Origin of the sequence: Streptomyces sp. ISL-10 (genome assembly GCF_018614575.1) — a bacterium.
Classification (GTDB): domain Bacteria; phylum Actinomycetota; class Actinomycetes; order Streptomycetales; family Streptomycetaceae; genus Streptomyces.
Map to the genome: position 1 here is coordinate 16381 of NZ_JAGGOJ010000002.1, position 21729 is coordinate 38109.

20 protein-coding genes are annotated in these 21729 nt (G+C 72.3%); 12 read left to right on the plus strand and 8 right to left on the minus strand.

Annotated elements, in window-relative coordinates:
* The first annotated feature begins 84 nt into the window (after positions 1 to 84).
* From J7E88_RS00090 to J7E88_RS00100, 3 genes are all read left to right on the plus strand, one after another.
* Positions 85 to 468, plus strand: coding sequence for a helix-turn-helix domain-containing protein (locus tag J7E88_RS00090; RefSeq protein WP_177151709.1), 384 nt, complete (start codon positions 85 to 87; stop codon positions 466 to 468).
* Positions 469 to 613: 145 nt separating this feature from the next.
* Positions 614 to 1084 (plus strand): Dps family protein, encoded by a 471-nt coding sequence (locus tag J7E88_RS00095; protein WP_215175935.1) that lies wholly within the window; start codon positions 614 to 616, stop codon positions 1082 to 1084.
* A 194-nt stretch (positions 1085 to 1278) separates the two neighbouring features.
* Positions 1279 to 1518: a hypothetical protein gene (locus J7E88_RS00100; RefSeq protein WP_215175936.1), complete on the plus strand. Its 240-nt coding sequence runs from the start codon at positions 1279 to 1281 to the stop codon at positions 1516 to 1518.
* Here J7E88_RS00100 and J7E88_RS00105 read toward each other — a convergent pair.
* The 3 genes from J7E88_RS00105 to J7E88_RS00115 all read right to left on the minus strand — a co-directional run bounded on the left by J7E88_RS00105 (position 1466) and on the right by J7E88_RS00115 (position 8300).
* Positions 1466 to 2287: an SDR family NAD(P)-dependent oxidoreductase gene (locus J7E88_RS00105; protein WP_215175939.1), complete on the minus strand. Its 822-nt coding sequence runs from the start codon at positions 2285 to 2287 to the stop codon at positions 1466 to 1468. The genes J7E88_RS00100 and J7E88_RS00105 overlap by 53 nt on opposite strands.
* Positions 2288 to 2318: 31 nt before the next feature.
* Positions 2319 to 3119 (minus strand): Fpg/Nei family DNA glycosylase, encoded by an 801-nt coding sequence (locus J7E88_RS00110; RefSeq protein ID WP_215175941.1) that lies wholly within the window; start codon positions 3117 to 3119, stop codon positions 2319 to 2321.
* Positions 3120 to 3674: 555 nt separating this feature from the next.
* Positions 3675 to 8300 carry an ATP-dependent helicase gene (locus tag J7E88_RS00115; RefSeq protein WP_215175942.1) on the minus strand — a complete coding sequence of 1542 codons (4626 nt, stop codon included), beginning with the start codon at positions 8298 to 8300 and terminating at the stop codon, positions 3675 to 3677.
* 90 nt (positions 8301 to 8390) lie between these two features.
* Here J7E88_RS00115 and J7E88_RS00120 point away from each other — a divergent pair, with 90 nt between their 5' ends.
* The 5 genes from J7E88_RS00120 (at position 8391) to J7E88_RS00140 (ending at position 13737) form a co-directional block, all read left to right on the plus strand.
* Positions 8391 to 9254 (plus strand): AraC family transcriptional regulator, encoded by an 864-nt coding sequence (locus J7E88_RS00120; protein WP_215175943.1) that lies wholly within the window; start codon positions 8391 to 8393, stop codon positions 9252 to 9254.
* A 678-nt stretch (positions 9255 to 9932) separates the two neighbouring features.
* On the plus strand, positions 9933 to 10943 hold the full coding sequence (locus J7E88_RS00125; RefSeq protein ID WP_215175944.1) for an NADP-dependent oxidoreductase: 1011 nt from the start codon (positions 9933 to 9935) through the stop codon (positions 10941 to 10943).
* Positions 10944 to 10964: 21 nt separating this feature from the next.
* Positions 10965 to 12017: an alcohol dehydrogenase catalytic domain-containing protein gene (locus J7E88_RS36915; protein WP_215175946.1), complete on the plus strand. Its 1053-nt coding sequence runs from the start codon at positions 10965 to 10967 to the stop codon at positions 12015 to 12017.
* Between the two features lie 521 nt (positions 12018 to 12538).
* On the plus strand, positions 12539 to 13432 hold the full coding sequence (locus tag J7E88_RS00135; protein WP_374196199.1) for an AzlC family ABC transporter permease: 894 nt from the start codon (positions 12539 to 12541) through the stop codon (positions 13430 to 13432).
* Entirely contained in the window at positions 13429 to 13737 is a 309-nt protein-coding gene (locus tag J7E88_RS00140; RefSeq protein ID WP_215175949.1) for an AzlD domain-containing protein, read from the plus strand. Before J7E88_RS00135 ends, J7E88_RS00140 begins: the two co-directional genes overlap by 4 nt.
* A 263-nt stretch (positions 13738 to 14000) precedes the next feature.
* Here J7E88_RS00140 and J7E88_RS00145 read toward each other — a convergent pair whose 3' ends face one another.
* The gene (locus J7E88_RS00145) at positions 14001 to 14936 is read right to left on the minus strand and encodes a hypothetical protein (RefSeq protein ID WP_215175951.1); all 936 of its coding nucleotides are present in this window, start codon (positions 14934 to 14936) and stop codon (positions 14001 to 14003) included.
* An 80-nt stretch (positions 14937 to 15016) separates the two neighbouring features.
* On the opposite strand from J7E88_RS00145, the gene J7E88_RS00150 reads away from it, so the two are divergent.
* The 4 genes from J7E88_RS00150 (at position 15017) to recX (ending at position 18580) form a co-directional block, all read left to right on the plus strand.
* Complete coding sequence (locus tag J7E88_RS00150) at positions 15017 to 15211, plus strand: DUF3046 domain-containing protein (protein WP_215175953.1); 195 nt, start codon at positions 15017 to 15019, stop codon at positions 15209 to 15211.
* A 180-nt stretch (positions 15212 to 15391) separates the two neighbouring features.
* Entirely contained in the window at positions 15392 to 16552 is a 1161-nt protein-coding gene (locus tag J7E88_RS00155) for an AI-2E family transporter (RefSeq protein ID WP_215176183.1), read from the plus strand.
* Positions 16553 to 16882: 330 nt separating this feature from the next.
* Positions 16883 to 18007, plus strand: a complete 1125-nt coding sequence (gene recA, locus J7E88_RS00160) for a recombinase RecA (protein WP_215175956.1) — start codon at positions 16883 to 16885, stop codon at positions 18005 to 18007.
* A 3-nt stretch (positions 18008 to 18010) separates the two neighbouring features.
* Positions 18011 to 18580 carry a recombination regulator RecX gene (gene recX / locus J7E88_RS00165; protein WP_215175958.1) on the plus strand — a complete coding sequence of 190 codons (570 nt, stop codon included), beginning with the start codon at positions 18011 to 18013 and terminating at the stop codon, positions 18578 to 18580.
* Positions 18581 to 18920: 340 nt separating this feature from the next.
* Here recX and J7E88_RS00170 read toward each other — a convergent pair whose 3' ends face one another.
* From J7E88_RS00170 to J7E88_RS00180, 4 genes are all read right to left on the minus strand, one after another.
* Positions 18921 to 19307: a rhodanese-like domain-containing protein gene (locus J7E88_RS00170; RefSeq protein ID WP_215175960.1), complete on the minus strand. Its 387-nt coding sequence runs from the start codon at positions 19305 to 19307 to the stop codon at positions 18921 to 18923.
* Positions 19304 to 19864, minus strand: a complete 561-nt coding sequence (locus J7E88_RS00175; RefSeq protein WP_215175962.1) for a cysteine dioxygenase family protein — start codon at positions 19862 to 19864, stop codon at positions 19304 to 19306. Before J7E88_RS00175 ends, J7E88_RS00170 begins: the two co-directional genes overlap by 4 nt.
* A gap of 66 nt (positions 19865 to 19930) precedes the next feature.
* Entirely contained in the window at positions 19931 to 19978 is a 48-nt protein-coding gene (locus J7E88_RS37230; protein ID WP_309506048.1) for a hypothetical protein, read from the minus strand.
* A gap of 71 nt (positions 19979 to 20049) precedes the next feature.
* Positions 20050 to 21654 carry an FAD-dependent monooxygenase gene (locus tag J7E88_RS00180; protein WP_215175964.1) on the minus strand — a complete coding sequence of 535 codons (1605 nt, stop codon included), beginning with the start codon at positions 21652 to 21654 and terminating at the stop codon, positions 20050 to 20052.
* Positions 21655 to 21729 lie beyond the last annotated feature (75 nt).

Here is a 21729-nt window from a genome sequence, read left to right on the forward strand (position 1 = left end):
CATCGCTCCCCGCACGGCCGCCGTGCAAGGCGGTACGGTGGGGCGTGAAGGATGCGGCTACGCGGTCCGAGGAGGGAGCCACCGATGATTCTGCTCCGTCGCCTGCTTGGTGACGTGCTGCGTCGGCAGCGCCAACGCCAGGGCCGTACTCTGCGCGAAGTCTCCTCGTCCGCCCGAGTTTCGCTCGGCTATCTCTCCGAGGTGGAGCGGGGGCAGAAGGAGGCATCCTCCGAGCTGCTCTCCGCCATCTGCGACGCGCTTGACGTACGGATGTCCGAGCTCATGCGCGAGGTGAGCGACGAGCTGTCTCTGGCCGAACTGGCCGAGTCGGCAGCCGCCACCGAACCGGTGCCCGCGCCGGTACGCCCGATGCTCAACTCCGTCTCCGTGACGTCGGTGGCAGGTGTGCCGACGGAGCGGGTGACGATCAAGGCGCCCACGGAAGCGGTCGACGTCGTCGCCGCCTGATCCGTAAGGCACTGCACGGCTGGGTTTGAGGCAGGTCCCGAGTGGTACGCGAGTACTGGTCGGGGCCTTCTTCTTGTTCCCGAATGACCCTTTTGTGTAGTTGTGCGATTGTGGAGCGTAGTCGGCATCCCAAGGGAGGACGCGCATGTCTGTCGTGAAGAGCCCTCTGTCCGAGGCGGACCTCAAGACGGTCGGTGACGCGCTGAGGGGCGCACTGGTCGACCTGATCGATCTCGCCCTGGTGGCCAAGCAGGTCCACTGGAACGTGGTCGGGCCACGGTTCAGGTCCGTCCACCTCCAGCTCGACGAAGTCGTCGCCACCGCGCGCCAGCACTCCGACACAGTGGCCGAGCGCTCGGCGGCGATCGGTGTGACGCCGGACGGGCGGGCCGCCACGGTGGCCGCGCAGAGCGCGATCGCGTCCGTGCCGGAGGGCTGGATCAAGGACGTGGACGTGGTGCGGACGCTGGTCGACGCACTGGGCGCGGTCATCGTCCGGATGCGGGAACGCATCGATGCGACGGAGAAGCCGGACCCCGTGACCCAGGACATTCTGATCGGGGTGACGGCCGACCTCGAGAAGCACGCGTGGATGTTCCAGGCGGAGTCCGCCTGACCGGTGGTCGTGCGCGGGCAGTTCCCGGTGCCGGGCGACGGACGCTTGAAGGGGGTGGCGTTTCGCGAGGGGGCCATGCCGGGGTGCCGATCGGCCGGGTGGACAAGGACGTTCGAGCGCCGGGGCTGCCAACCGTGCGCCCCTCCCGGCGACCGGATCCGCCGCACTACCGTGGACGGTTCCAAGGAGGCGGCATGGCGATACGCACAGCGGTTCTCGTGCCCGTCGCACTGCTCGGTCTCGTGGCGGGCGCGGTGTGGTGGTGGGCCGTCCTGCGTCTGGCGCTCGTGCCGGAACAGGCGGGCGTCCTGGAGGGGGCGGTGGCGGCGGGTGGTTGGGGGCTGAGCCTGCTGCCGGTACATGTGTCGGCGTCCCGCGGCGTCACCAGGGCATCACGACGCCGCCGTTCGGACGGAATATCTGACCCGTCGTGAACGACGAGGCGTCGGAGGCGAGATGAAGGACCGCGTGGGCGATGTCCTCCGCTTCGCCGACGCGGCCCAGCGGGGACGCCCTGATGAGCGCAGCCTCTGCCCGGCGCTGCTGCTCGGCGTCATGACGGTCGGTCATGGGGGTGCGGATCCAGCCGGGGGCCACGGCGTTGACGCGGATGCCGTGCGGCCCGAGCTCGGTCGCGAGTGTCCTGGTGAGCTGGACGACCGCCGCCTTGGCCGCGCTGTAGCAGAGCAGACCCGCTTGTGCCGAGTCGACGGCACCGGACGCCATGGTGACGATCGAGCCGCGGCCGGCGGGGCGCTCGGATGCAGGGACGGCCGCCGAGCTGCGTTCGCTGCTGCCCGGACGGGCCCGGTCGATCATGGCCCGGGCTGCCTCCTGACAGGTGTACAGCACTCCCTTGAAGTTGACGGCCAGGACGCGGTCGAGATCCCCGTCCCGCGTCTCGAGCACCGTGCCGGTGTGCATGATCCCGGCGATTGCGGCCACGATGTCGAGTCCGTCCGTGCTCCCGATCGCGGCCCTGAGCCCCACCCGATCGGTGACGTCGACGGTGTGGGTGACGGCGGTGCCGCCGCCGCTGCGGATCAGGGACCGGGTCTCGTCGAGGCCCCGTGCGTCGATGTCGGCGCAGTGCACGACGGCCCCCGCTTCGGCGAGCAGGACGGCCGAGGCGCGTCCGATGCCGCCCGCGGCTCCGGTGACGAACGCCGTACGGCCGCCGAGATCGTACGCCGAGAGGCCCATGGGCGGACCGTACGACCGATCTGACGGTCCGTCAATCAACGGGCCCCGATTGGCAGCCCGGGCACCAGTAGGTGGGGCGATCACGGCCCCCGTCACCTTGATCGGCCCTGCGTACGAGCGTTCCGCAGCGGGGACAGGGGCGGCCCTCGCGGCCGTAGACGTACAGCCGCTGTCCGGGGCCGCGACGGCCTGTGGTGACACGTTCGGGGCGGGACTTGTTGGCGTCCAGGAGCCGGTGGGCGGTGGCCAGGAGACGGGCGAGCGTGTCCGCAGGCAGCTCGCCGACGGGGAGCCAGGGCGTCACGCGGGCCAGGAAGGCCAGCTCGGACTTGTAGACATTGCCGATGCCGGCGAGGTTTCGCTGGTCGAGCAGGGCCTCGCCGAGGGGGCGGGCAGGGTCGGCGAGGAGGTTGGCCACCGCTGTGTGCGGATCCCAGTCGGGGCCGAGCAGGTCGGGGCCGAGATGCCCCACGGCCTGCTCCTCGTCCGCGGTAGGGAGCAGTTCCAGGACGGGCAGGCGATAACCGACTGCCGTGTAGGCCTCGTTGCCGAGGACGGCACGGATCTGGTGCGCAGGGCCACCGCGCCAGCGCTCACCGGAGCCGTACACCTGCCAGGAGCCGTCCATCCGCAGGTGCGAGTGCAGGGTGAGGCCGCCCTCGATGCGGGTGAGGAGGTGCTTGCCGCGCGGAGTGACGTCCAGGACGGTGCGGCCGGTGAGATCCGCGGTGGCGAACCGGGGCACTCGCAGATCGGACAGGGTCAGCACGCGGTCGGCCAGTGCGCGGTGCAGGCGGTGGGCGGCCAGCCAGACGGTGTCTCCTTCGGGCATGGCATCCATGATGCGGGACGAAGTCGGGAGGGGCGGGCGGGCGGGCCTGGGCTCGGCTGGTCGGGGCGCAGCCGGACGGACGCGACGGCGCGGGAGGGGGCGTCCGGCTGGTCAGGAGGGCAGCGGGGGCGGTCCGGCGTCTTTCCGGCGGACGGGGTGAGGATGCTCGCGCGGGCTCGCGGGGGAGCCTACGAGGCCCGGGCGGGCGACGGGCGGCGTCTTTCCGGCGGGCGGAGTCGAGGATGCTCGCGCTGTCCGGCGGCGGGGCCTGGGCCCGATTGGCTGGGAGGGCGGTCGGCGGCCTTGATGGGCCGGTCCGGGGCTGGAGGAGAGGCGCCCGGAGGACTGGCGGGCGGGGCCTGGGCCCCCTGCCGGCTGGGAGGGCAGTGGGCGGCCTCGATGGTGGAGGGTGCCCGGGCGGTCGGCGGGCGGAGTGGAGGGTGCCCGGCCGGTCCGAGCGCCGGGTGGCGTCCGCAGGCGTCGGGCGTCCGGTCGGGCGAGACGAGCGTGGACCGCGGCATCCGGCTGGTCGAGGAGGGCCGGGCCGGGCTCGGGTCAGGGCCGCAGGCGCAGGCCCCTCGGTGTGGCGTGGAATCCGGCGGTCTCCAGCACACCGCCCAGGGGCGAGGTCAGTGCAGGCGAGCCGTTGGCCCGCTCCACCGTCACCGTCCCCAGCGCGCCCTCGCGGGCCGCGGCGGCCAGTGCGGCGGCCGCCGCATGCAGGGCCGGGGCCTGCGGGTCCGTCACCCAGGAGAGCAGCGTCTTGCCGCCGCGCTCCATGTAGAGCGTCAGCTCGCCGTCGACGAGGACGACGAGGGAGCCCGCCTTGCGGCCCGGCTTGTGCCCGGCGCCGTCGGGCGGCTCGGGCCACGGAAGCGCCGCCCCATACGCGTTCGCCGGGTCGGCGGCGGCCAGCACCATCGCGCGGGGTGCCGCCCGGCCCTCGTCGCGGTCCCGGGCGGTGGAGGCGGCACGCAGCCGGTCGACGGCGCCGTCCATCGCGAACTGGGCGGCTCCCAGGCCCTCGACGACATAGCCGCGGCGGGCCTGCCCGCTGTCCTCGAAGGCCGACAGAACGCGGTACGTGGCGGAGAAGCCGCCCTCCACGCCCTCGGCGGCCACCGCGCCGCGGGTCACCACACCATGGCGGTCGAGCAGGGTGCGGGCGAGAGCGTGCGCCCGGTGGGTCGGCTCGGGCTCCGGGGTGGGCAGGAGGGACCAGCGGCCGCTCACGGTCGGGGGGCCGGAGCGGGTGGCCGGCCGGGCCGCCACCGACACGGTGCCGTACCGGCCGCGGGGGACCGTGCGCTTGGCGCGATGCGCCGTCGAACCGGCCGTGCGGCCCGACCCGAGCAGGGCGCGCAGCGGCGCCAGAGTGTCGTTGGTGAGCCGGCCGGACCAGGCCAGGTCCCAGATCGCGTCGGCGAGTTGGGGATCGGCGACGTCGGGGTGGGTGGTGGCGCGCACCTGGTCGGCGATCTGACGGAAGAACAGGCCGTACCCCCCGGACAGGGCGGTCAGCACCGACTCGTGCAGGGCCGTCAGCTCCAGCGGGTGCGGGGGCGGGAGCAGGAGCGGAGCGGCGTCGGCCAGATAGAGGGAGACCCAGCCGTCCTTGCCGGGCAGGGCGCCTGCGCCCGCCCACAGCACCTCGCCGGTCGTGGTCAGTTCGTCGAGGAGCGTGGTGCTGTAGTGGGAGACGCGGGAGGGGAGGACCAGTTTTTCCAGAGCGGAGGCCGGGACAGCCGCGCCCTGGAGCTGCTCGACGGCGCGGGCCAGGCCGTCGATGCCGCGCAGCCGGTTGCTGCCCATGTGCTGCCACTGGGGGAGGAACGCGGCGAGCGCGGCGGGCGGGACCGGCTCCAGCTCATGGCGGAGCGCGGCCAGGGAGCGGCGGCGCAGACGGCGCAGCACGGCCGCGTCGCACCATTCCTGGCCGATGCCCGACGGGTGGAACTCGCCCTGCACGACGCGCCCCGAAGCGGCAAGCCGTGCCAGACCGCCTTCCGTGACGGCCGGGCCCATTCCGAAGCGGGCCGCTGCCTGGGCCGAGGTGAACGGTCCGTGCGTCCGTGCGAAGCGGGCGAGGAGATCGCCCAGGGGATCCTTGACCGGCTCGGTGAACGCCTCGGGGACACCCACGGGCAGCGCGCTGCCGAGGGCGTCGCGCAGTCGGCCCGCGTCCTCGACCGCGGCCCAGTGGTCGGTGCCCGCGATGCGGACGCGGATCGCGCGGCGCGAGGCCGCCAGCTCCAGGGGCCAGGCCGGCTCGCCACCGCGCTCGGCGAGCTCGGCATCGGTGAGGGGGCCGAGTACGCGCAGGAGATCCGCCACACCCTCCGCGTCCTTGACCCGACGGTCGTCCGTGAGCCACTGCAGCTCCCGCTCCAGCTCGCTCAGCACGTCGGCGTCGAGCAGCTCGCGCAGCTCCGCCTGTCCCAGCAGTTCGGCCAGCAGCCGGGAGTCCAGCGACAGGGCTGCCGCCCGCCGCTCGGCGAGCGGTGAGTCGCCCTCGTAGAGGAACTGGGCCACGTAGCCGAACAGCAGGGAGCGGGCGAACGGAGAGGGCTCGGGCGTGGTGACCTCGACCAGGCGGACCCGGCGGGACTCGATGTCCCCCATGAGCTCGGTCAGCCCTGGGACGTCGAAGACGTCCTGGAGGCATTCGCGGACGGCTTCGAGGACGATCGGGAAAGAGCCGAACTCGCTCGCCACCTGGAGCAGTTGGGCCGCGCGCTGGCGCTGCTGCCACAGGGGTGTGCGCTTGCCGGGATTGCGCCGCGGCAGCAGCAGCGCCCGCGCGGCGCACTCCCGGAACCGGGAGGCGAACAGGGCGGAGCCGCCGACCTGGTCGGTCACGACCTGGCTGACCTCGCCCTTGTCGAAGACCGTGTCCGCGGCTCCGACGGGTGCCTGCTCGCTGTCGTACGCCGTGTCGACGTGGACCGGGTCCTGATCGAGGAGGTCGAGACCCATCAGGTCGGCGTCGGGCAGGCGCAGGACGATGCCGTCGTCGGCGTGCATGACCTGCGCGTCCATGCCGTACCGCTCGGCGAGGCGGGCGCCGAGCGCCAGTGCCCACGGCGCGTGGACCTGCGCGCCGAACGGTGAGTGGATCACCACACGCCAGTCGCCCAGCTCGTCCCGGAACCGCTCCACGAGGATCGTGCGGTCGTCCGGGACGTGGCCGCAGGCCCGGCGCTGCTCGTCGAGATACGCCAACACGTTGTCCGCCGCCCAGGCGTCCAGGCCCGCCGCCAGGAGTCGCAGCCGGGCGTCGTCGGGCGCCAGCCCGCCGACCTCGCGCAGGAACGCGCCGACGGCACGTCCCAGCTCCAGCGGGCGGCCAAGCTGGTCCCCCTTCCAGAAGGGGAGGCGGCCGGGGACACCCGGGGCGGGTGAGACCAGCACCCGGTCCCGGGTGATGTCCTCGATCCGCCAGGACGTGGTGCCCAGGGTGAAGACATCGCCGACCCGGGACTCGTACACCATCTCCTCGTCGAGCTCCCCGACCCTGCCACCGCCCTTCTTGGGATCGGCGCCGGCGAGGAAGACGCCGAAGAGCCCCCGGTCGGGGATGGTGCCGCCGGAGGTGACGGCGAGCCGCTGCGCCCCCGGCCGGCCTGTCACCGTGCCCGCGACCCGGTCCCACACCACGCGCGGGCGCAGTTCTGCGAAGGCGTCCGACGGATAACGCCCCGCGAGCATGTCCAGGACAGCGGTGAACGCCGACTCGGGCAGCGCGGCGAACGGTGCTGCACGGCGGACCAGCGTCAGCAGGTCGTCGAACTGCCAGGTGTCCATGGCCACCATGGCCACGAGCTGCTGGGCCAGTACGTCCAGAGGATTGGCCGGGACGCGCAGCGATTCGATGGAGCCGGTGCGCATCCGCTCCGTGACGACGGCCGCCTGCACCAGATCGCCGCGGTACTTGGGGAAGACGACCCCTGTCGAGACAGCGCCGACCTGGTGCCCTGCCCGGCCGACACGCTGGAGACCCGAGGCGACCGAGGGGGGTGACTCCACCTGGACGACTAGGTCCACCGCTCCCATGTCGATGCCCAGCTCCAGGCTGGAGGTGGCGACGACGGCGGGCAGCCGGCCCGCCTTGAGGTCCTCCTCGACCAGGGCGCGCTGCTCCTTGGAGACCGAGCCGTGGTGGGCACGGGCGAGGAGCGGGGGCGCGCCCTGAGCGGCCCCCGACTGCGCCATGATCTCGGCCGGGGGCCCCTCCTCCGGCAGGGGAGCGCCCATCGCCCGCTCGTAAGCGATCTCATTGAGGCGGTTGCACAGACGCTCCGCGAGGCGGCGGGAGTTGGCGAACACGATCGTGGAGCGGTGGGCCTGGACGAGGTCGGCGATCCGCTCCTCGACGTGTGGCCAGATCGAGGGCTTCTCGCCGGGACCCTCGGACGCGTCCGCGGCGGGCGAGCCGCCGAGCTCCCCCAGGTCCTCGACGGGGACGACGACCGAGAGGTCGAACTCCTTGCCGGAAGGCGGCTGGACGATCTCCACCCTGCGCTGCGGCGACAGGTACCGGGCCACTTCGTCGACCGGCCGGACCGTGGCCGACAGGCCGATCCTGCGCGCCGGGCGCGGCAGCAGCTCGTCCAGACGCTCCAGCGACAGGGCGACGTGCGCGCCGCGCTTGGTGCCGGCCACCGCGTGGACCTCGTCGAGGATGACGGTCTCGACACCCGCCAGGGCGTCCCGCGCGGAGGAGGTGAGCATCAGGAACAGCGACTCGGGCGTGGTGATCAGGATGTCCGGGGGCCTGGAGACCAGCGCACGGCGCTCGGCGGCCGGGGTGTCGCCGGACCGGATGCCGACCCGCACCTCGGGCTCGGGCAGGCCCAGCCGCACCGACTCGTGCCGGATCCCGGTGAGCGGGCTGCGCAGATTGCGCTCGACGTCGACCGCCAGCGCCTTGAGCGGGGACACGTACAGCACACGGCAGCGCTTCTTGGTCTCCGCCGGGGGCGGTGTGGACGTGAGCCGGTCGAGGGCGGCGAGGAAGGCGGCCAGCGTCTTGCCGGAGCCGGTGGGCGCCACCACCAGAACGTCCGCGCCCTCACCGATGGCCCTCCAGGCTCCCTCCTGCGCGGCAGTGGGCGCGCTGAACGCCCCCGTGAACCAGCCTCGGGTCGCGGGGGAGAAGGAGTCGAGCGCAGTCCTGGCCATGCCCCCCATCGTGCACCCGACCACTGACAACGCGTGTCCACGAGGCGGACGGGCAGGTCGCGGACGCTGGGCCGGGCGCAGAATTGCTGCATGGAGAGCGACGCGGCACCTGACCGGAAGGACGAGTGGGCGCGGCACTGGCAGCACCCCGGTGTACCCGGTCTGGACCTGCTGCGTGCCCGTTATGTGCGTCACTCGTTCACCCGGCACACGCACGAGGGCTTCGTGCTCGGCGCCGTACGTCGGGGTATCGAGGACGTGCTCATGCCGGAGGGGACGATCCAGGCCAGGCCGGGCACCGTAGTCATGATCAATCCGGAAGTGCCGCATTCGGCGAGGGCGGGGGCGCCGGAGGGCTGGGTGTACTCGACCCTCTACCCGTCTTCCGGGCTTGTCGCGACGATCGCCGAGGACGTGACCACGCTGCGCGGCACCGCCGGATTCGCCGAGACGATCGTCGAGGACCCGGACACCGCCCGCCTGGTCCACGAGGTGCACCGTGCCGCTGAAGAGGGCAACGCGCTCGCCGCCGACAGTGTGCTGCGCATCACGGTCGCGCGGCTGCTGCGCCGCCACGGGCGTTCACTGCCCGCCCGTCCGCCGCTCGCGTCGGGAGCCCGTACGGCGGCGCTGGCCAGACAGCTTCTTGAGGAGCGGATGGCCGATCCGCCGTCGCTGGAGGAGCTCGCGCAGGAGCTCGGCACCAGTCCCTTCGCGCTCCTGCGCGCCTTCAAGGCCGCGTACGGTCTGCCGCCGCACACCTGGCTGACAGACGCGCGCGTGCGCCGCGCCCGCCATCTCCTGGAGGCCGGGACGGCACCGGCCGAGGCTGCCGTCGCCGTCGGCTTCGCCGATCAGCCCCACCTGAACCGCCACTTCACCAGGATCGTGGGCGTGCCGCCGGGGGCCTACCGGCGTGAGCGCACCGTTGTCCGCCCCAAGTCTGCTCGTTGATCGCAGCGCACGTACTAGGCGAGTCACCGCCGCCTCGACTGCACCGATCCACGGAAGCCGCCGAGGTCGTGCCTTGCCGACCTGCTCATGCGACTGCTTGGCAAGATCGAGGCCAGCCGGAAGCCCTGGCTCACCCAGCACTCCGCTCAATCCACCCGTGCACTCTTTCGCGTGAGGTGCAGAGAAGCACGTCGGACGTGAAAACGCAGCCCGATCCGGACCCTGTTCACGAAGCTCGCCCGGGTGCTTTTCTACGCGGGCCGCCAGTGCGGATGTTGCACTGCAGCGGGCAGCGGGCAGCGGGCCGCGGAGAGCGACCACCGCGCGGCGATGGCTCCAGTCGCGATCGACCGGTCCGCCGGCAACGGCCTTCGACGTGTGAGCACTTGGCGGCCGATTCAAACGCGGAGGGGACGCGCCCCCGCGGCGCGGTCTCCGAGTGCGCGGCCACCGCAGCGGGCGCGCGGTCCGGGGCGCGGGCGGGCCCTGGGTCGGCGTCGTACGTAGGCGTCGTACGTCGCACCGGGACCCCCTTGCCCCCAGCGGGACGGCACCGTACGCTCACCAACGACGTACCGACCAGCCGGTATGTCCCGTGCCTGAGTAGTACGCGGCGACGAGCAGCCTGCCGGCTGCGCCGCAGGCCCGATCCACCGCCGATCGCAGGAGCCGCCGGAGATGACCAACGTCAACCACCAGGTGCGCCTGGCCGCCCGTCCGGTGGGCGAGCCACAGCCCACAGACTGGAAGCACGTCGAGGAGCCGGTCGGTGAACCGGGCGACGGGGAGTTCCTGGTACAGGTGCTCTACCTGTCGATCGATCCGGCGATGCGCGGCTGGATGAACGCGGGCAGGTCCTACATCCGCCCGGTGGAGATCGGCGAGGTGATGCGCGCCGGCGCGGTGGGACGGGTGATCGCCTCCCGGCACCCCGGCTTCGCGGTCGGCGACCATGTGTCGGGCACATTCGGCGTGCAGGAGTACTGCCTGTCGGACGGGCGCGGCGTCACCAAGGTCGACCCGGAGACGGCCCCGCTGCCGACGTATCTCGGCACGCTCGGCATGTCGGGCCTGACGGCCTACTTCGGCCTGATCGACATCGGACGTCCCGAGCCGGGCCAGACCGTCGTGGTCTCCGGGGCGGCCGGGGCGGTCGGCAGCGTCGTCGGCCAGATCGCCAAGATCCTGGGCTGCCGGGTCATCGGCATCGCCGGTGGCGAGCGCAAGTGCCGACTGGTGGTCGATGAGTTCGGGTTCGACGCCGCGATCGACTACCAGACCGAGGACGTCCGCAAGGCGCTGCGCGAGCATGCCCCCGACGGCGTCGACGTGTACTTCGACAACGTCGGCGGCGACGTCCTGGACGCCGTGCTGCTCCGGCTGGCGCGCGGCGCCCGCGTCGTCATATGCGGCGCGGTCTCCCAGTACAACAGCACGGAGACGAAGGGCCCCGGCAACTACATGTCGCTGCTGGTCAACCGCGCCTCCATGACCGGCATGGTGGTGTTCGACTACGCGGAACGCTACGCCGAGGGAATCGCACAGCTCGTCACGTGGCAGGCGGAGGGCCGGCTGCGTGCGCTGGAGGACGTCGTACCAGGTGGGGTGGCGGCGTTCCCTGAGACCCTGATGCGCCTGTTCCGCGGTGAGAACCACGGCAAGCTGGTGCTCAAGGTCGCGGACGAGTAGGGCAGAGGGGAGAGGAATCCGGTGAAGGCACTGACCTACCACGGCCGCCATGACATTCGATACGGGGATGTCCCCGACCCAGCCGTCACCAGCCCCACCGATGCCGTCGTCCAGGTCACCACGGCCGGTATCTGCGGCAGCGACCTGCACATCTACAGCGGCAACTCGTTCAGCCCGGAACTGGGCTACACCCCGGGACACGAGTGCGTCGGCGTGGTCGTCGACACCGGCGACCAGGTCACCCGCTTCAAGCCCGGCGACCGGGTGCTGGTTCCCGCCTCGGTCGGCTGCACCCTGTGCCGGACCTGTGCGGCCGGGTTCACCGCCCGGTGCGAGCGCGCCAAGACCATGACGGACCTCTGCTACGGCGTGAGCCCGCAGCTCCCGGGCAGTCAGGCCCAGGCCCTCGCGGTGCCCTACGCCGACATCAACCTGGTGCACCTGCCCGAGGGCATCTCCGACGAGGCCGCCGTGGTCCTCACGGACAACGCCCCGACGGCCTGGTACGGGTGCCGCCGCGCCCGTATCCAGCCCGGCGAGACCGTCCTGGTCATCGGCCTCGGCCCGGTCGGCCTCATGGCCGCCCAGTCCGCCTTCGCGATGGGCGCCGCCCGTGTGCTGGGCGCGGACCTGGTCGCGGAGCGCCGTGCCTTCGCCGCCACCCTGGGCGTCGAGCCGGTCGAGGGCGAGGACGCACGGACGGCCGTACGGGAGATGACCGCAGGACGCGGTCCGGATGCCGTGATAGAGGCCGTGGGCTCGGACGCCACCATCGAACTCGCCCTCAAAGCCGTCCGGCAGGCTGGACGGGTCAGCGTCATCGGGGTCAGCCAGAACAAGGCCTTTCCCTTCCACATGGGACTGGCTCAGGTCAAGGAGCTGGAGTTCGCCATCGGACTGTGTTCGGTCCACTACGAACTCCCTGCCCTGATCGCCCTCGCCCAAGCCGGCCGGATCACCCCGGAGGTCGTGGTCTCCCACCGCTTCACCCTCGCCGAGGGCCCTGCCGCGTACGAACTGTTCAACAGCCGCGCCGACGGCGTCCGCAAGGTCCTTCTCGACCCTGCCCGTTGATGCACCTCGGTGCTGCCGCCGCGTCACACCTCCCGTGCCGGTGGCAGCACCACACCCCCCAACCCGTTGCGCGCCTAATGTGCGGAAGATCCGCGCCACCCATGCCGACAGCAGACCCCGCACCTCCCGGAGAAACGCGACCAGGCCGCACGTCGTGTCGGCCCGGGGCTCGGCTCGGGCGCGCAGACCGCCCAGCTCCGACCGTGAGCGGTACAAACGCCACCACAAGATCGAATGTCGGATCGGACTGCTGAAACAGGCCGGCGGCAGGGCCACGCCCTACGAGAGACTCGCCGTCCGCTACGAGGCGACCGTCCAACTCGCCTGATACGGCAGTGGCTGCAGCTGCCTGAGCAAGAGCTCAAACGCTGCCTACAGCCGCCCACACCGCCCCGGACGTCACCAGCGTCGCGACCCGCTCGACGCTCGTCCCTGGACGTCTCCAGCCACCGCGGCCTTGGTGCACAGAAGCGCAAGAACGTACAAGACGTCCCACGGCGCCCTTGCGTAACGTCCCCCGCGTGGCAGAACAGACAGCTCACCCAGAGATACCCACCCGAGAGGCACCGGTGCCGGGGCCGCGTGAGGCGACCAAACCGGACTCGGCCGTCGTCCGTGACGCCCTCGGCGTCGGGATCGCCGTCGGCCTGTCCGGATTCGCCTTCGGCGTGACGTCGGCGGGCTCCGGTCTCACCCTCCTGCAGACTTGTGCGCTCAGCCTGCTGGTGTTCACCGGCGCCTCGCAGTTCGCGCTCGTCGGGGCCATCGCGGCGGGCGGCAACCCGTTCGCCGCCGCGGCGGGCGCGTTCTTCCTGGGTGTACGCAACGCCTTCTACGGGCTTCGGCTGTCGCAGCTGCTCGCCCTGCCCCGTTTCGTACGGCCGCTGGCGGCCCACTGGGTCATCGACGAGACCACCGCCGTCGCGCTCGCCCAGCCCACGCGGCGCAGCGTGCGCATCGGCTTCACGGTCACCGGGCTCACGCTCTACGTGCTGTGGAACCTGACCACGCTCCTCGGAGCACTGGGCGCGGAGGCGATCGGTGACACCGACGCGTGGGGACTGGACGCGGCCGGGCCCGCCGTCTTCCTCGCCCTGCTCGCTCCCATGCTCCGCACGGCCACCGAGCGGGCCGTGGCCGGGCTCGCGGTGGTGCTCGGACTCGGCTTCCTGCCGGTCCTGCCCGCCGGAGTGCCGGTGCTGGTGGCGGCGCTCGCCGCGCCCGCCGTGCTGTGGCTCAAGGGCCGTGCCATCGGCGGGAAAAGGGACACCGCCCGGCACGCGGACGCGACGAGCCGCGGGCACGACGCGGACGGGGCAGGAGGGACAGGCCGTAAGAGGGCCCCGGTGACGGGCCGTACGAGGGCCCCGGACACGGGAAAGGCCCCGCAGAAGGGAAAGGGAGAGGACCGTTGAGCATCTGGATCGCGATCGCGGCGACCGCCGTCGGCTGCTACCTCGTCAAACTCGTCGGCCTCCTCGTACCGGCCGACACCCTGGAACGTCCGCTCGTGCGGCGGCTGGCCGCGCTGCTGCCCGTCGCCCTGCTCGCCGCACTGACGGCGCAGCAGACCTTCAGCGTTGGTGACGCGCTCGCCCTCGACGCCCGGGCGGCCGGACTCGGAGCCGCCGCCGTGGCACTGCTGCTGCGCGCGCCCTTCCTGGTCGTCGTCGGGGCGGCCGTGGCGGTCACGGCGGGCGTACGCGCGCTCGGGGGCTGATGGCCACGCGCGCGTGAATAGGGATCTTTCCGGGGAGCGCCCCCTCATCGCACGTCGCCCTATGGTCCCCACGCGCGCGTGGGGACCCGTACTCGGTCCGGGGAGGCTCCTGGCAGGGACGCGACTGCGGCCGTGCGCGCGTGAGTCGTCGGGGAACGCCGCCATCTCGCCGGCGACCAGGTGTCAGCGGTCACGCACGCGTGGGCCCGGCGCCAGGCAAGGTCTGGCGCCGGGCAGTGGCAGGGTCGGGCGTCGGCGGCGGGTCAGCCGATCGGACGGCCGTACGCCTGGAGCGTCCGCAACGCCTCGATGGTCGCCAGCGGCCGGGCTTCCAAGGCCGTCCCAGGCGCCCACGCGCGATAGGTGATCGGCCAGCCGCCGTCCGGCTCCTGCTGCGCCACCAGGTGATCCAGTGAGCCGGCCATCTCCTCGTCCGTGAACCAGCGACGGGCGAGGGACGCCGGAGTGGGGGCGTAGTGGTGCGGGAAGTGGTGTTCGCCGGGGGCGTACCCCGGGGCCACGGGCTGGTCGTCCAGCCGCCGCGGATCGAGGGCGACCAGCCGCTGTTCGCGGACCATCCGGCCGAGCCGGTCCGCGGTGGCCTCGGCGCGGGAGCGGTCCGGCGCGCTGTCCAGGAACGCGACCGCCGCCTCGATCTCGTACGGATGGGACTTGTCGAGGGCGTCCACGGCCGCCCAGCAGAAGTCAGTGGCCCGGAACAGCCAGGCGTGCCATACCTGATTGCGGTGCAGCAGACCGACGACCGGGCCTGTGGCGAGCAGTTCACTCGGCGGGTTGTCGACGATCGGGAGGAACGGGGCGGCCGGATATCCGCGCTGCGACGGGTGGATGGCGGGCAGCGCGCCGTCCGGCGTCGACACCTGGGTGAAGTAGCGGCACATCCGCTCCACACGCAGACCGCCGCAGCGGCCGATGGAGTCCAGCACCCGCAGGGCGTGCGCCGTGTGCAGGGGCTGGCTGACGGGGCCGCGCAGATCGGGTTCGAGCGCGTGGCCGTAGCCGCCGTCCTCGTTGAGGTACGCGGCCAGAGCCGTCTCGACGGCGTCCGAGCCGCCGCCGAGGAAGTGGTACGCGAACCGCCGCTCCTCGAGGACACGGGCGGTCAGCCAGATGAAGCGCTCGGCGCGGGCGAGTGGAGACGCGAGCGGTGTCTCGTTGGTTGCTCCGGTTCCAGCCATGTTCCGACCGTAGGGCGGAAAGGGCTTTCGGCAAGCCCGACGGGCGGGGCTGCACTCTCAGGGGGCGGGATACTGGAGTCATGCGGTTGACGATTTTCTGGGAGCGGATGGCCGATCACTTCGGCGCCACCTACGCCGACTCGTTCGCGCGTGATCATGTGATGGCCGAACTGGGCGGCCGCACGGTCCACCAGGCCCTTGCGGCGGGCTGGGAGGCGAAGGACGTATGGCGCGCTGTCTGCGCCGCCATGAACATCCCCGCTGACAAGCGCTGACACCCGGGGCAGGCAGTCCCTGCCGTCGGCGTACGCGACACTTGGCCGGTGGACCGGACCGACAGCAACACCCAGGACGAGACCTCCGCAGACGTGACCGCGCAGGACGTCGCCGCCTCCACCACACCGCCGGGCGCGCTCCCGCCGACGGCGGTGAACGGGAACGGCGGCGCTGTTCGCATGCCGCGCTGGCTGCCGCGCGCCATGGTGCTGGCGCTCGCCCTCTACGCCTGTTTCCAGCTCGGGAGCTGGGCCTTCCACCAGCTCATCGGGCTGCTGATCAACATCCTGATCGCGTTCTTCCTGGCGCTCGCCGTGGAACCCGCGGTGGGCCGCATGGCCGCGCGCGGCATACGTCGAGGGCTCGCCACCTTCCTGGTCTTCTTCGCGGTCCTGGTGGCCGGGATGGGGTTCGTCGTGCTGCTCGGCTCGCTGCTGGCCGGCCAGATCATCGACATGGTCGAGGACCTCCCCAAGTACATCGACTCCGTCATCCGCTGGATCAACGGCACCTTCCGCACCGAGCTGTCCCGGGTGGAGGTGCAGGACAGCCTGCTGCGCTCCGACTGGCTGCGAAAGTACGTGCAGAACAGTGCCAGCGGAGTGCTCGACATCTCGGCGACCGTACTGGGCGGGCTGTTCAAGCTGCTGACGATCTTCCTGTTCTCGTTCTACTTCGCGGCCGACGGTCCGCGGCTGCGCCGCGCCCTGTGCTCCGTCCTGCCGCCGGCCAAGCAGACCGAGGTGCTGCGCGCCTGGGAGATCGCGGTCGACAAGACCGGCGGATATCTGTACTCACGCGGACTGATGGCGCTGATCTCCGGCGCTTCGCACTTCGTCCTCCTGGAGATCCTGGGGGTGCCGTACGCTCCCGCGCTCGCGGTGTGGGTCGGCCTGGTCTCGCAGTTCATCCCGACGATCGGCACCTACCTCGCGGGCGCCCTGCCGATGCTGATCGCGTTCACCGAGAACCCCTGGTACGCCCTGTGGGTGCTCGGGTTCGTCGTGGTCTACCAGCAGTTCGAGAACTACATGCTGCAGCCCAAGCTGACCGCCAAGACGGTGGACATCCACCCGGCGGTCGCCTTCGGCTCGGTGGTGGCGGGAACGGCGCTGCTGGGGGCGGTCGGCGCGCTGATCGCGATCCCGGCGGTCGCGACGCTCCAGGCGTTCCTCGGCGCCTATGTGCGACGGTACGACGTGACCGACGACCCGCGCGTGCACGGACACCACCGGCCCCGCGCGAGCCGGGCGCTCGCCCGGATGCGGCTGGCGCTTCGCCGCGACCGGCCGGCGCCGGAGGGGCATCGGGCCGGGGTCGACGGGCTGCCGGAGGCGTGACCGGCGCGGGGGCGCCCGGTCGAGGCCTCGGCGCGACCGGCCTCGGTGCCGGTGGCCCGGCCCTGTCCCGGGACGTTGTCCCGGCCGGGGAGCGGGAGGACCCTGAAGAGGTACTACGACGCGACGGCGTACCGCCGGGGCCCGTTCACCCACCGGCATGGTGAGCTTGACACCAAAATCGAACATCCATTCTTATGGGGTTCCGGCCCTGATTCCCGCGGGATCCCGTGAGTTATCCACAGGCTGGAGGGACGGCGGGGCCCATTGTCAGTGGCAGGGGTTAGCGTCTTTGACGTGAAGCGATCGACTCAAGCAAATCGGGTGGAACCCATGGCAGGAACCGACCGCGAGAAGGCGCTCGACGCCGCGCTCGCACAGATTGAACGGCAGTTCGGCAAGGGCGCCGTGATGCGTCTGGGCGAGCGGCCGAACGAGCCCATCGAGGTCATCCCCACCGGGTCGACCGCGCTCGACGTAGCCCTCGGCGTCGGCGGCCTGCCGCGCGGCCGCGTGGTGGAGATCTACGGCCCCGAGTCCTCCGGCAAGACGACCCTGACCCTGCACGCCGTGGCCAACGCGCAGAAGGCCGGCGGCACCGTGGCCTTCGTGGACGCGGAGCACGCCCTCGACCCCGAGTATGCGAAGAAGCTCGGCGTCGACATCGACAACCTGATCCTGTCCCAGCCGGACAATGGCGAGCAGGCGCTGGAAATCGTGGACATGCTGGTCCGCTCCGGTGCCCTCGACCTCATTGTCATCGACTCCGTCGCCGCCCTGGTGCCGCGTGCGGAGATCGAGGGCGAGATGGGCGACTCCCACGTCGGTCTGCAGGCCCGTCTGATGAGCCAGGCGCTCCGGAAGATCACCAGCGCGCTCAACCAGTCCAAGACCACCGCCATCTTCATCAACCAGCTGCGCGAGAAGATCGGTGTGATGTTCGGCTCCCCGGAGACCACGACCGGTGGCCGGGCGCTGAAGTTCTACGCCTCGGTGCGCATGGACATCCGCCGCATCGAGACCCTGAAGGACGGCACGGACGCGGTGGGCAACCGCACCCGTGTCAAGGTCGTCAAGAACAAGGTCGCGCCGCCCTTCAAGCAGGCCGAGTTCGACATCCTCTACGGCCAGGGCATCAGCCGCGAGGGCGGTCTGATCGACATGGGCGTGGAGCACGGCTTCGTCCGCAAGGCGGGTGCCTGGTACACGTACGAGGGCGACCAGCTCGGCCAGGGCAAGGAGAACGCGCGCAACTTCCTGAAGGACAACCCCGACCTCGCCAACGAGATCGAGAAGAAGATCAAGGAGAAGCTGGGCGTCGGCGTCCGCCCGGAGGCGCCCGCGGCCGAGCCCGGCGCGGACGCGGCAGGCGCGGCGGTGCCCGAGGACGCGGCGAAGTCCGTGCCCGCACCGGCTTCCAAGGCGAAGTCGGCCAAGACGGCGGCGGCCAAGGGCTGACCCATGGCCCGGCGCACCGAATGGCCGGGCGACAGCGCCGACTCGTCGAGGGCCGAGCAGGCGCTGCCGCCCCAGGATCCGGCGGAGCGGGCGCGGGCGATCTGCCTGCGCCTGCTCACCGGGACACCCCGCACCCGTAAGCAGTTGGCCGACGCGCTGCACAAGCGGGAGATCCCCGCGGAGGTGGCCGAGGAGGTCCTCTCCCGGTTCGAGGACGTGGGGCTGATCAACGACGCGGCTTTCGCCGACGCCTGGGTGGAGTCGCGGCACCACGGCCGCGGCCTCGCCCGCCGGGCGCTGGCGCGGGAGCTGCGGACCAAGGGCGTCGACGCCACTCTGATCGACGAGGCAGTGGGGCAGCTCGACCCGGATCAGGAGGAGGCGACGGCTCGGGAGCTGGTCGAGCGCAAACTGCGCGCCACCCGTGGCCTCGACCGTGACCGCCGCCTGCGCCGCCTGGCCGGGATGCTGGCCCGCAAGGGGTATCCGGAGGGCATGGCGCTCCGGGTGGTCAAGCGCGCCCTCGAAGAGGAGGGCGAGGACACCGCGGACCTGGACGACACGACGTTCTAGCGGGTGGCCCGGGTGTCCGGGCGCCCGGCCCGCCGCCCCCTCGCGGCGCGTGCGCCAACGCCGGTACCTCCCGCGCGACCGACAGGCCCGCCGACCGGCCACTGCGTGCCACGATGCGCGCCGGCCCGCCTGCAACACGTGCGCCGACGCCTGCGACGCGCGATGCCCGGCCGCCACGCGTGTGCGCCGACGCCCGTGCGGAGCGGCCAGGGCGACTCGGTCCGCTGCCGACCAGGCGTGCGCCGACGCCGCCCGCGACGCCCGCCACGTGTGTGCGCCCAGGCACGTGCTTGCCATGACGCGCGACGCCCTCATGCCGAGGCCGTGCGCCTCTCCGCGCCTACCGCGTCACCGGCAGACCCGCCGCCCGCCAGGCCTGGAAGCCGCCGACGAGGTCGGTCGCACGGCTCAGGCCCAGTTGATGCAGAGAAGCGGCCGCGAGGGAGGAGGCGTAGCCCTCGTTGCAGATCACCACGATGCGAAGGTCGTGGTGCGTCGCCTCCGGGGCGCGATGGCTGCCCTGCGGGTCGAGCCGCCACTCCAGCTCGTTGCGTTCCACGATCAGCGCGCCGGGGATCACTCCGTCCCGCTCCCGCAGCGCCTGGTAGCGGATGTCCACGAGGAGCGCTCCGTCCTCGGCCGCCTCGAACGCCTCCAGCGGCCCGACGCGTACCAGTCCTTCCCGTACGTGCTCCAACAGTTCGTCGATCCCTGGGCGTTCGCTCACTGCCAGTCCTCCGGGCGCTCGACCTGCTCGAGCCGGAGTACCGCGCCCGACCTGCTGAAGCGCCTCATCAGCGGGAGCGGCGGATAGTAGGCGTGCACGGAGACGGCGTGGTCGGTGGGCGACTCGTTGAGCACTTCGTGGACATGGTGCCTGCCGAAGGCGCGCGCCCGGCCCGCGCTCAGGCGGCGCCTGCGGTCCACGCCTTCGTTCAGTTCGAGCGTCTTCCAGCCGCTCGCGGGAAGCCGGACGGCCAGGGAGTGTTCGGTCAGCTGCCCCTCGGCGGTGGCGAACGCGCCCAGCGACTCGGCGTGGTCGTGCCAGCCGGTGCCGGTGCCGGGCGGCCAGCCGATCAGCCACGCCTCACTCCCGCGCGGGCCGTCGAGCCGCAGCCAGGTGCGGCCTTCGGGGTCGCGCGGCAGGGAGGCGATCAGTTCCCGGTCGGCGGCGGCGCGCCGTACGAAACCGAGCAGCTCGGCGGCGGTGGGGCCGCCCGGAGCGTAGGCGCCGGCCGGGCGTGGAGCAGTGATGACAGCGGGTGCGGGAGCAGACTGGGACACGAAACCGTCCTGGAAGTTCGCTGGTGAGCGCACCGGCACAGCGGGCCACGGCGCGGGGAAGGCGATTCAGCAGGACGGGCGACACACGCAGCCCGCGTAGCGGACGAGGTCCATATGGACCCTCCGCCACAGGCGCACATCGGTGTCGTTCACGCTCCGGAGTACACCACGGGGCACAGTACGGGTCAATTGATGTCCGCGGTACGGCCGGCACGGTCGGTGCGAGCCGCTGAGGGTGCGCCACCGCGTACCGTGTCGGCCGCCGCGTACAGCTCGGCGGGCCGTACGCCCGCGAAGGCCGCCGCCAGGTGTCCGTCCGGCCGGACGAGCAGCACGGTGTGGGCCGACGCCCCGGGATAGCTCTCCGTCACCAGCAGCTCGGCCTGCATCGGAAGCCCCGTCACGGCCTTCGCCAGCCTGGGCATCACTCCGGCGCTCACCCAGTGCCGCCGGTCCCACACCCCGGTGCCCGGCGCGACGAGGACCACGAGCAGGCGGCCCTTCCCCAGCCGGTCCCGCAGCCGTGCCGCGGTGCCGTCGGGAGCGGTCACCCGTACGTCGTCGACGGGGGCGCCCGTCTCCGTGCCCACCGCGGTCCAAGGGGTCATGGACTCGGGCGTGAGAACCGAGTGCGCGTAGACGGGGGGTGCGCCGAGCGCGCCCTGACCGAGGTGACCATCGGTGAGCATCGTGTCGTGGCCGCGCGCCGCCCCGGGCAGGTAGGTCCGCAGACCGCTGCCGCTGCGCAGTATCGGCAGCGACTGGTCCGCGGCGCGCAGCCGCGCGGCGACGGCGGTGCGGCGCTCCTCCTGATAGCTGTCCAGCAGGGTCCCGGACGCCCCGTGGTGCCAGGCGCGCGCCAGCTTCCAGGCCAGATTGTCGACGTCCCGCAGCCCCTCGTCGACGCCCTGCGTGCCGAGTGCGCCGAGCAGATGCGCGGCATCACCGGCGAGGAAGGCCCGCTCGACGCGCCACCGGCGTGCCAGGCGGTGGTGCAGGGTGTACACGCCGGTGTCGATCAGCTCGTACGCCGGGGTCGCGCCGCACCAGCCTGCCAGGGTGTCCCGTACCCGGGCCACCAGCGCCTCGGGGGTGACCAGTTCGCCGCGGGGCGGCAGCAGCCAGTCCAGCCGCCACACGCCGTCCGGCAGGGGGCGCGCGACGACCTCGTCGCCCCCCGACGGCCACGGCGGCCGGCGGTGCAGCAACGCTTCGCCCTGCCAGGGGAGTTCGGTGCGCAGCGCGGCCACCGCATGGCGTTCCACCGCCGTACGCCCAGGGAAGCGGATGCCGAGGAGCTTGCGGACCGTGGACCTTGCGCCGTCGCAACCGACGAGGTAGCTGCCCCTCCACCAGGTGCCCGAGGGGCCGCGGCTGTGGGCGGTGACGCCGCTGCCGTCCTGCTCCAGCGAGTCCAGGCGGCTGTCGGTGGCGAGCCGTACGAGCCGCTGCCCGGCGACGGCGTCCCGCAGCCCGCGGGTGAGGGCGTGCTGCGGGATGTGCAGGGGGGCAGGGGTGATGCTGTCGCCGAGCGGAATGTGCCGCATTTCCTGCCTGCGCCGCATCGACCGCCAGCCCGTCCAGCGGATGCCCTCGTCACGCAGGGTGCCGCAGCCGAGCCGCTCCACCAGGTCGGCCGTGTCCGAGCGCAGGACGACGGTCCGCGCGGGCCGGGGCTCGTCCTTGCCGTTGCTCTCGTCGAGGACGACGGAAGGGACGCCCTGCGCGGCGAGGGCGAGGGACAGGGCGAGGCCGACCGGCCCGGCTCCGACCACGATCACCGGGTCCACGAGGTGACTCCTCGGACGCGAAGGGTCATGCGAAGAGGTACGGAACAAGCCCGGTGCGCGATCACAGAACGTATG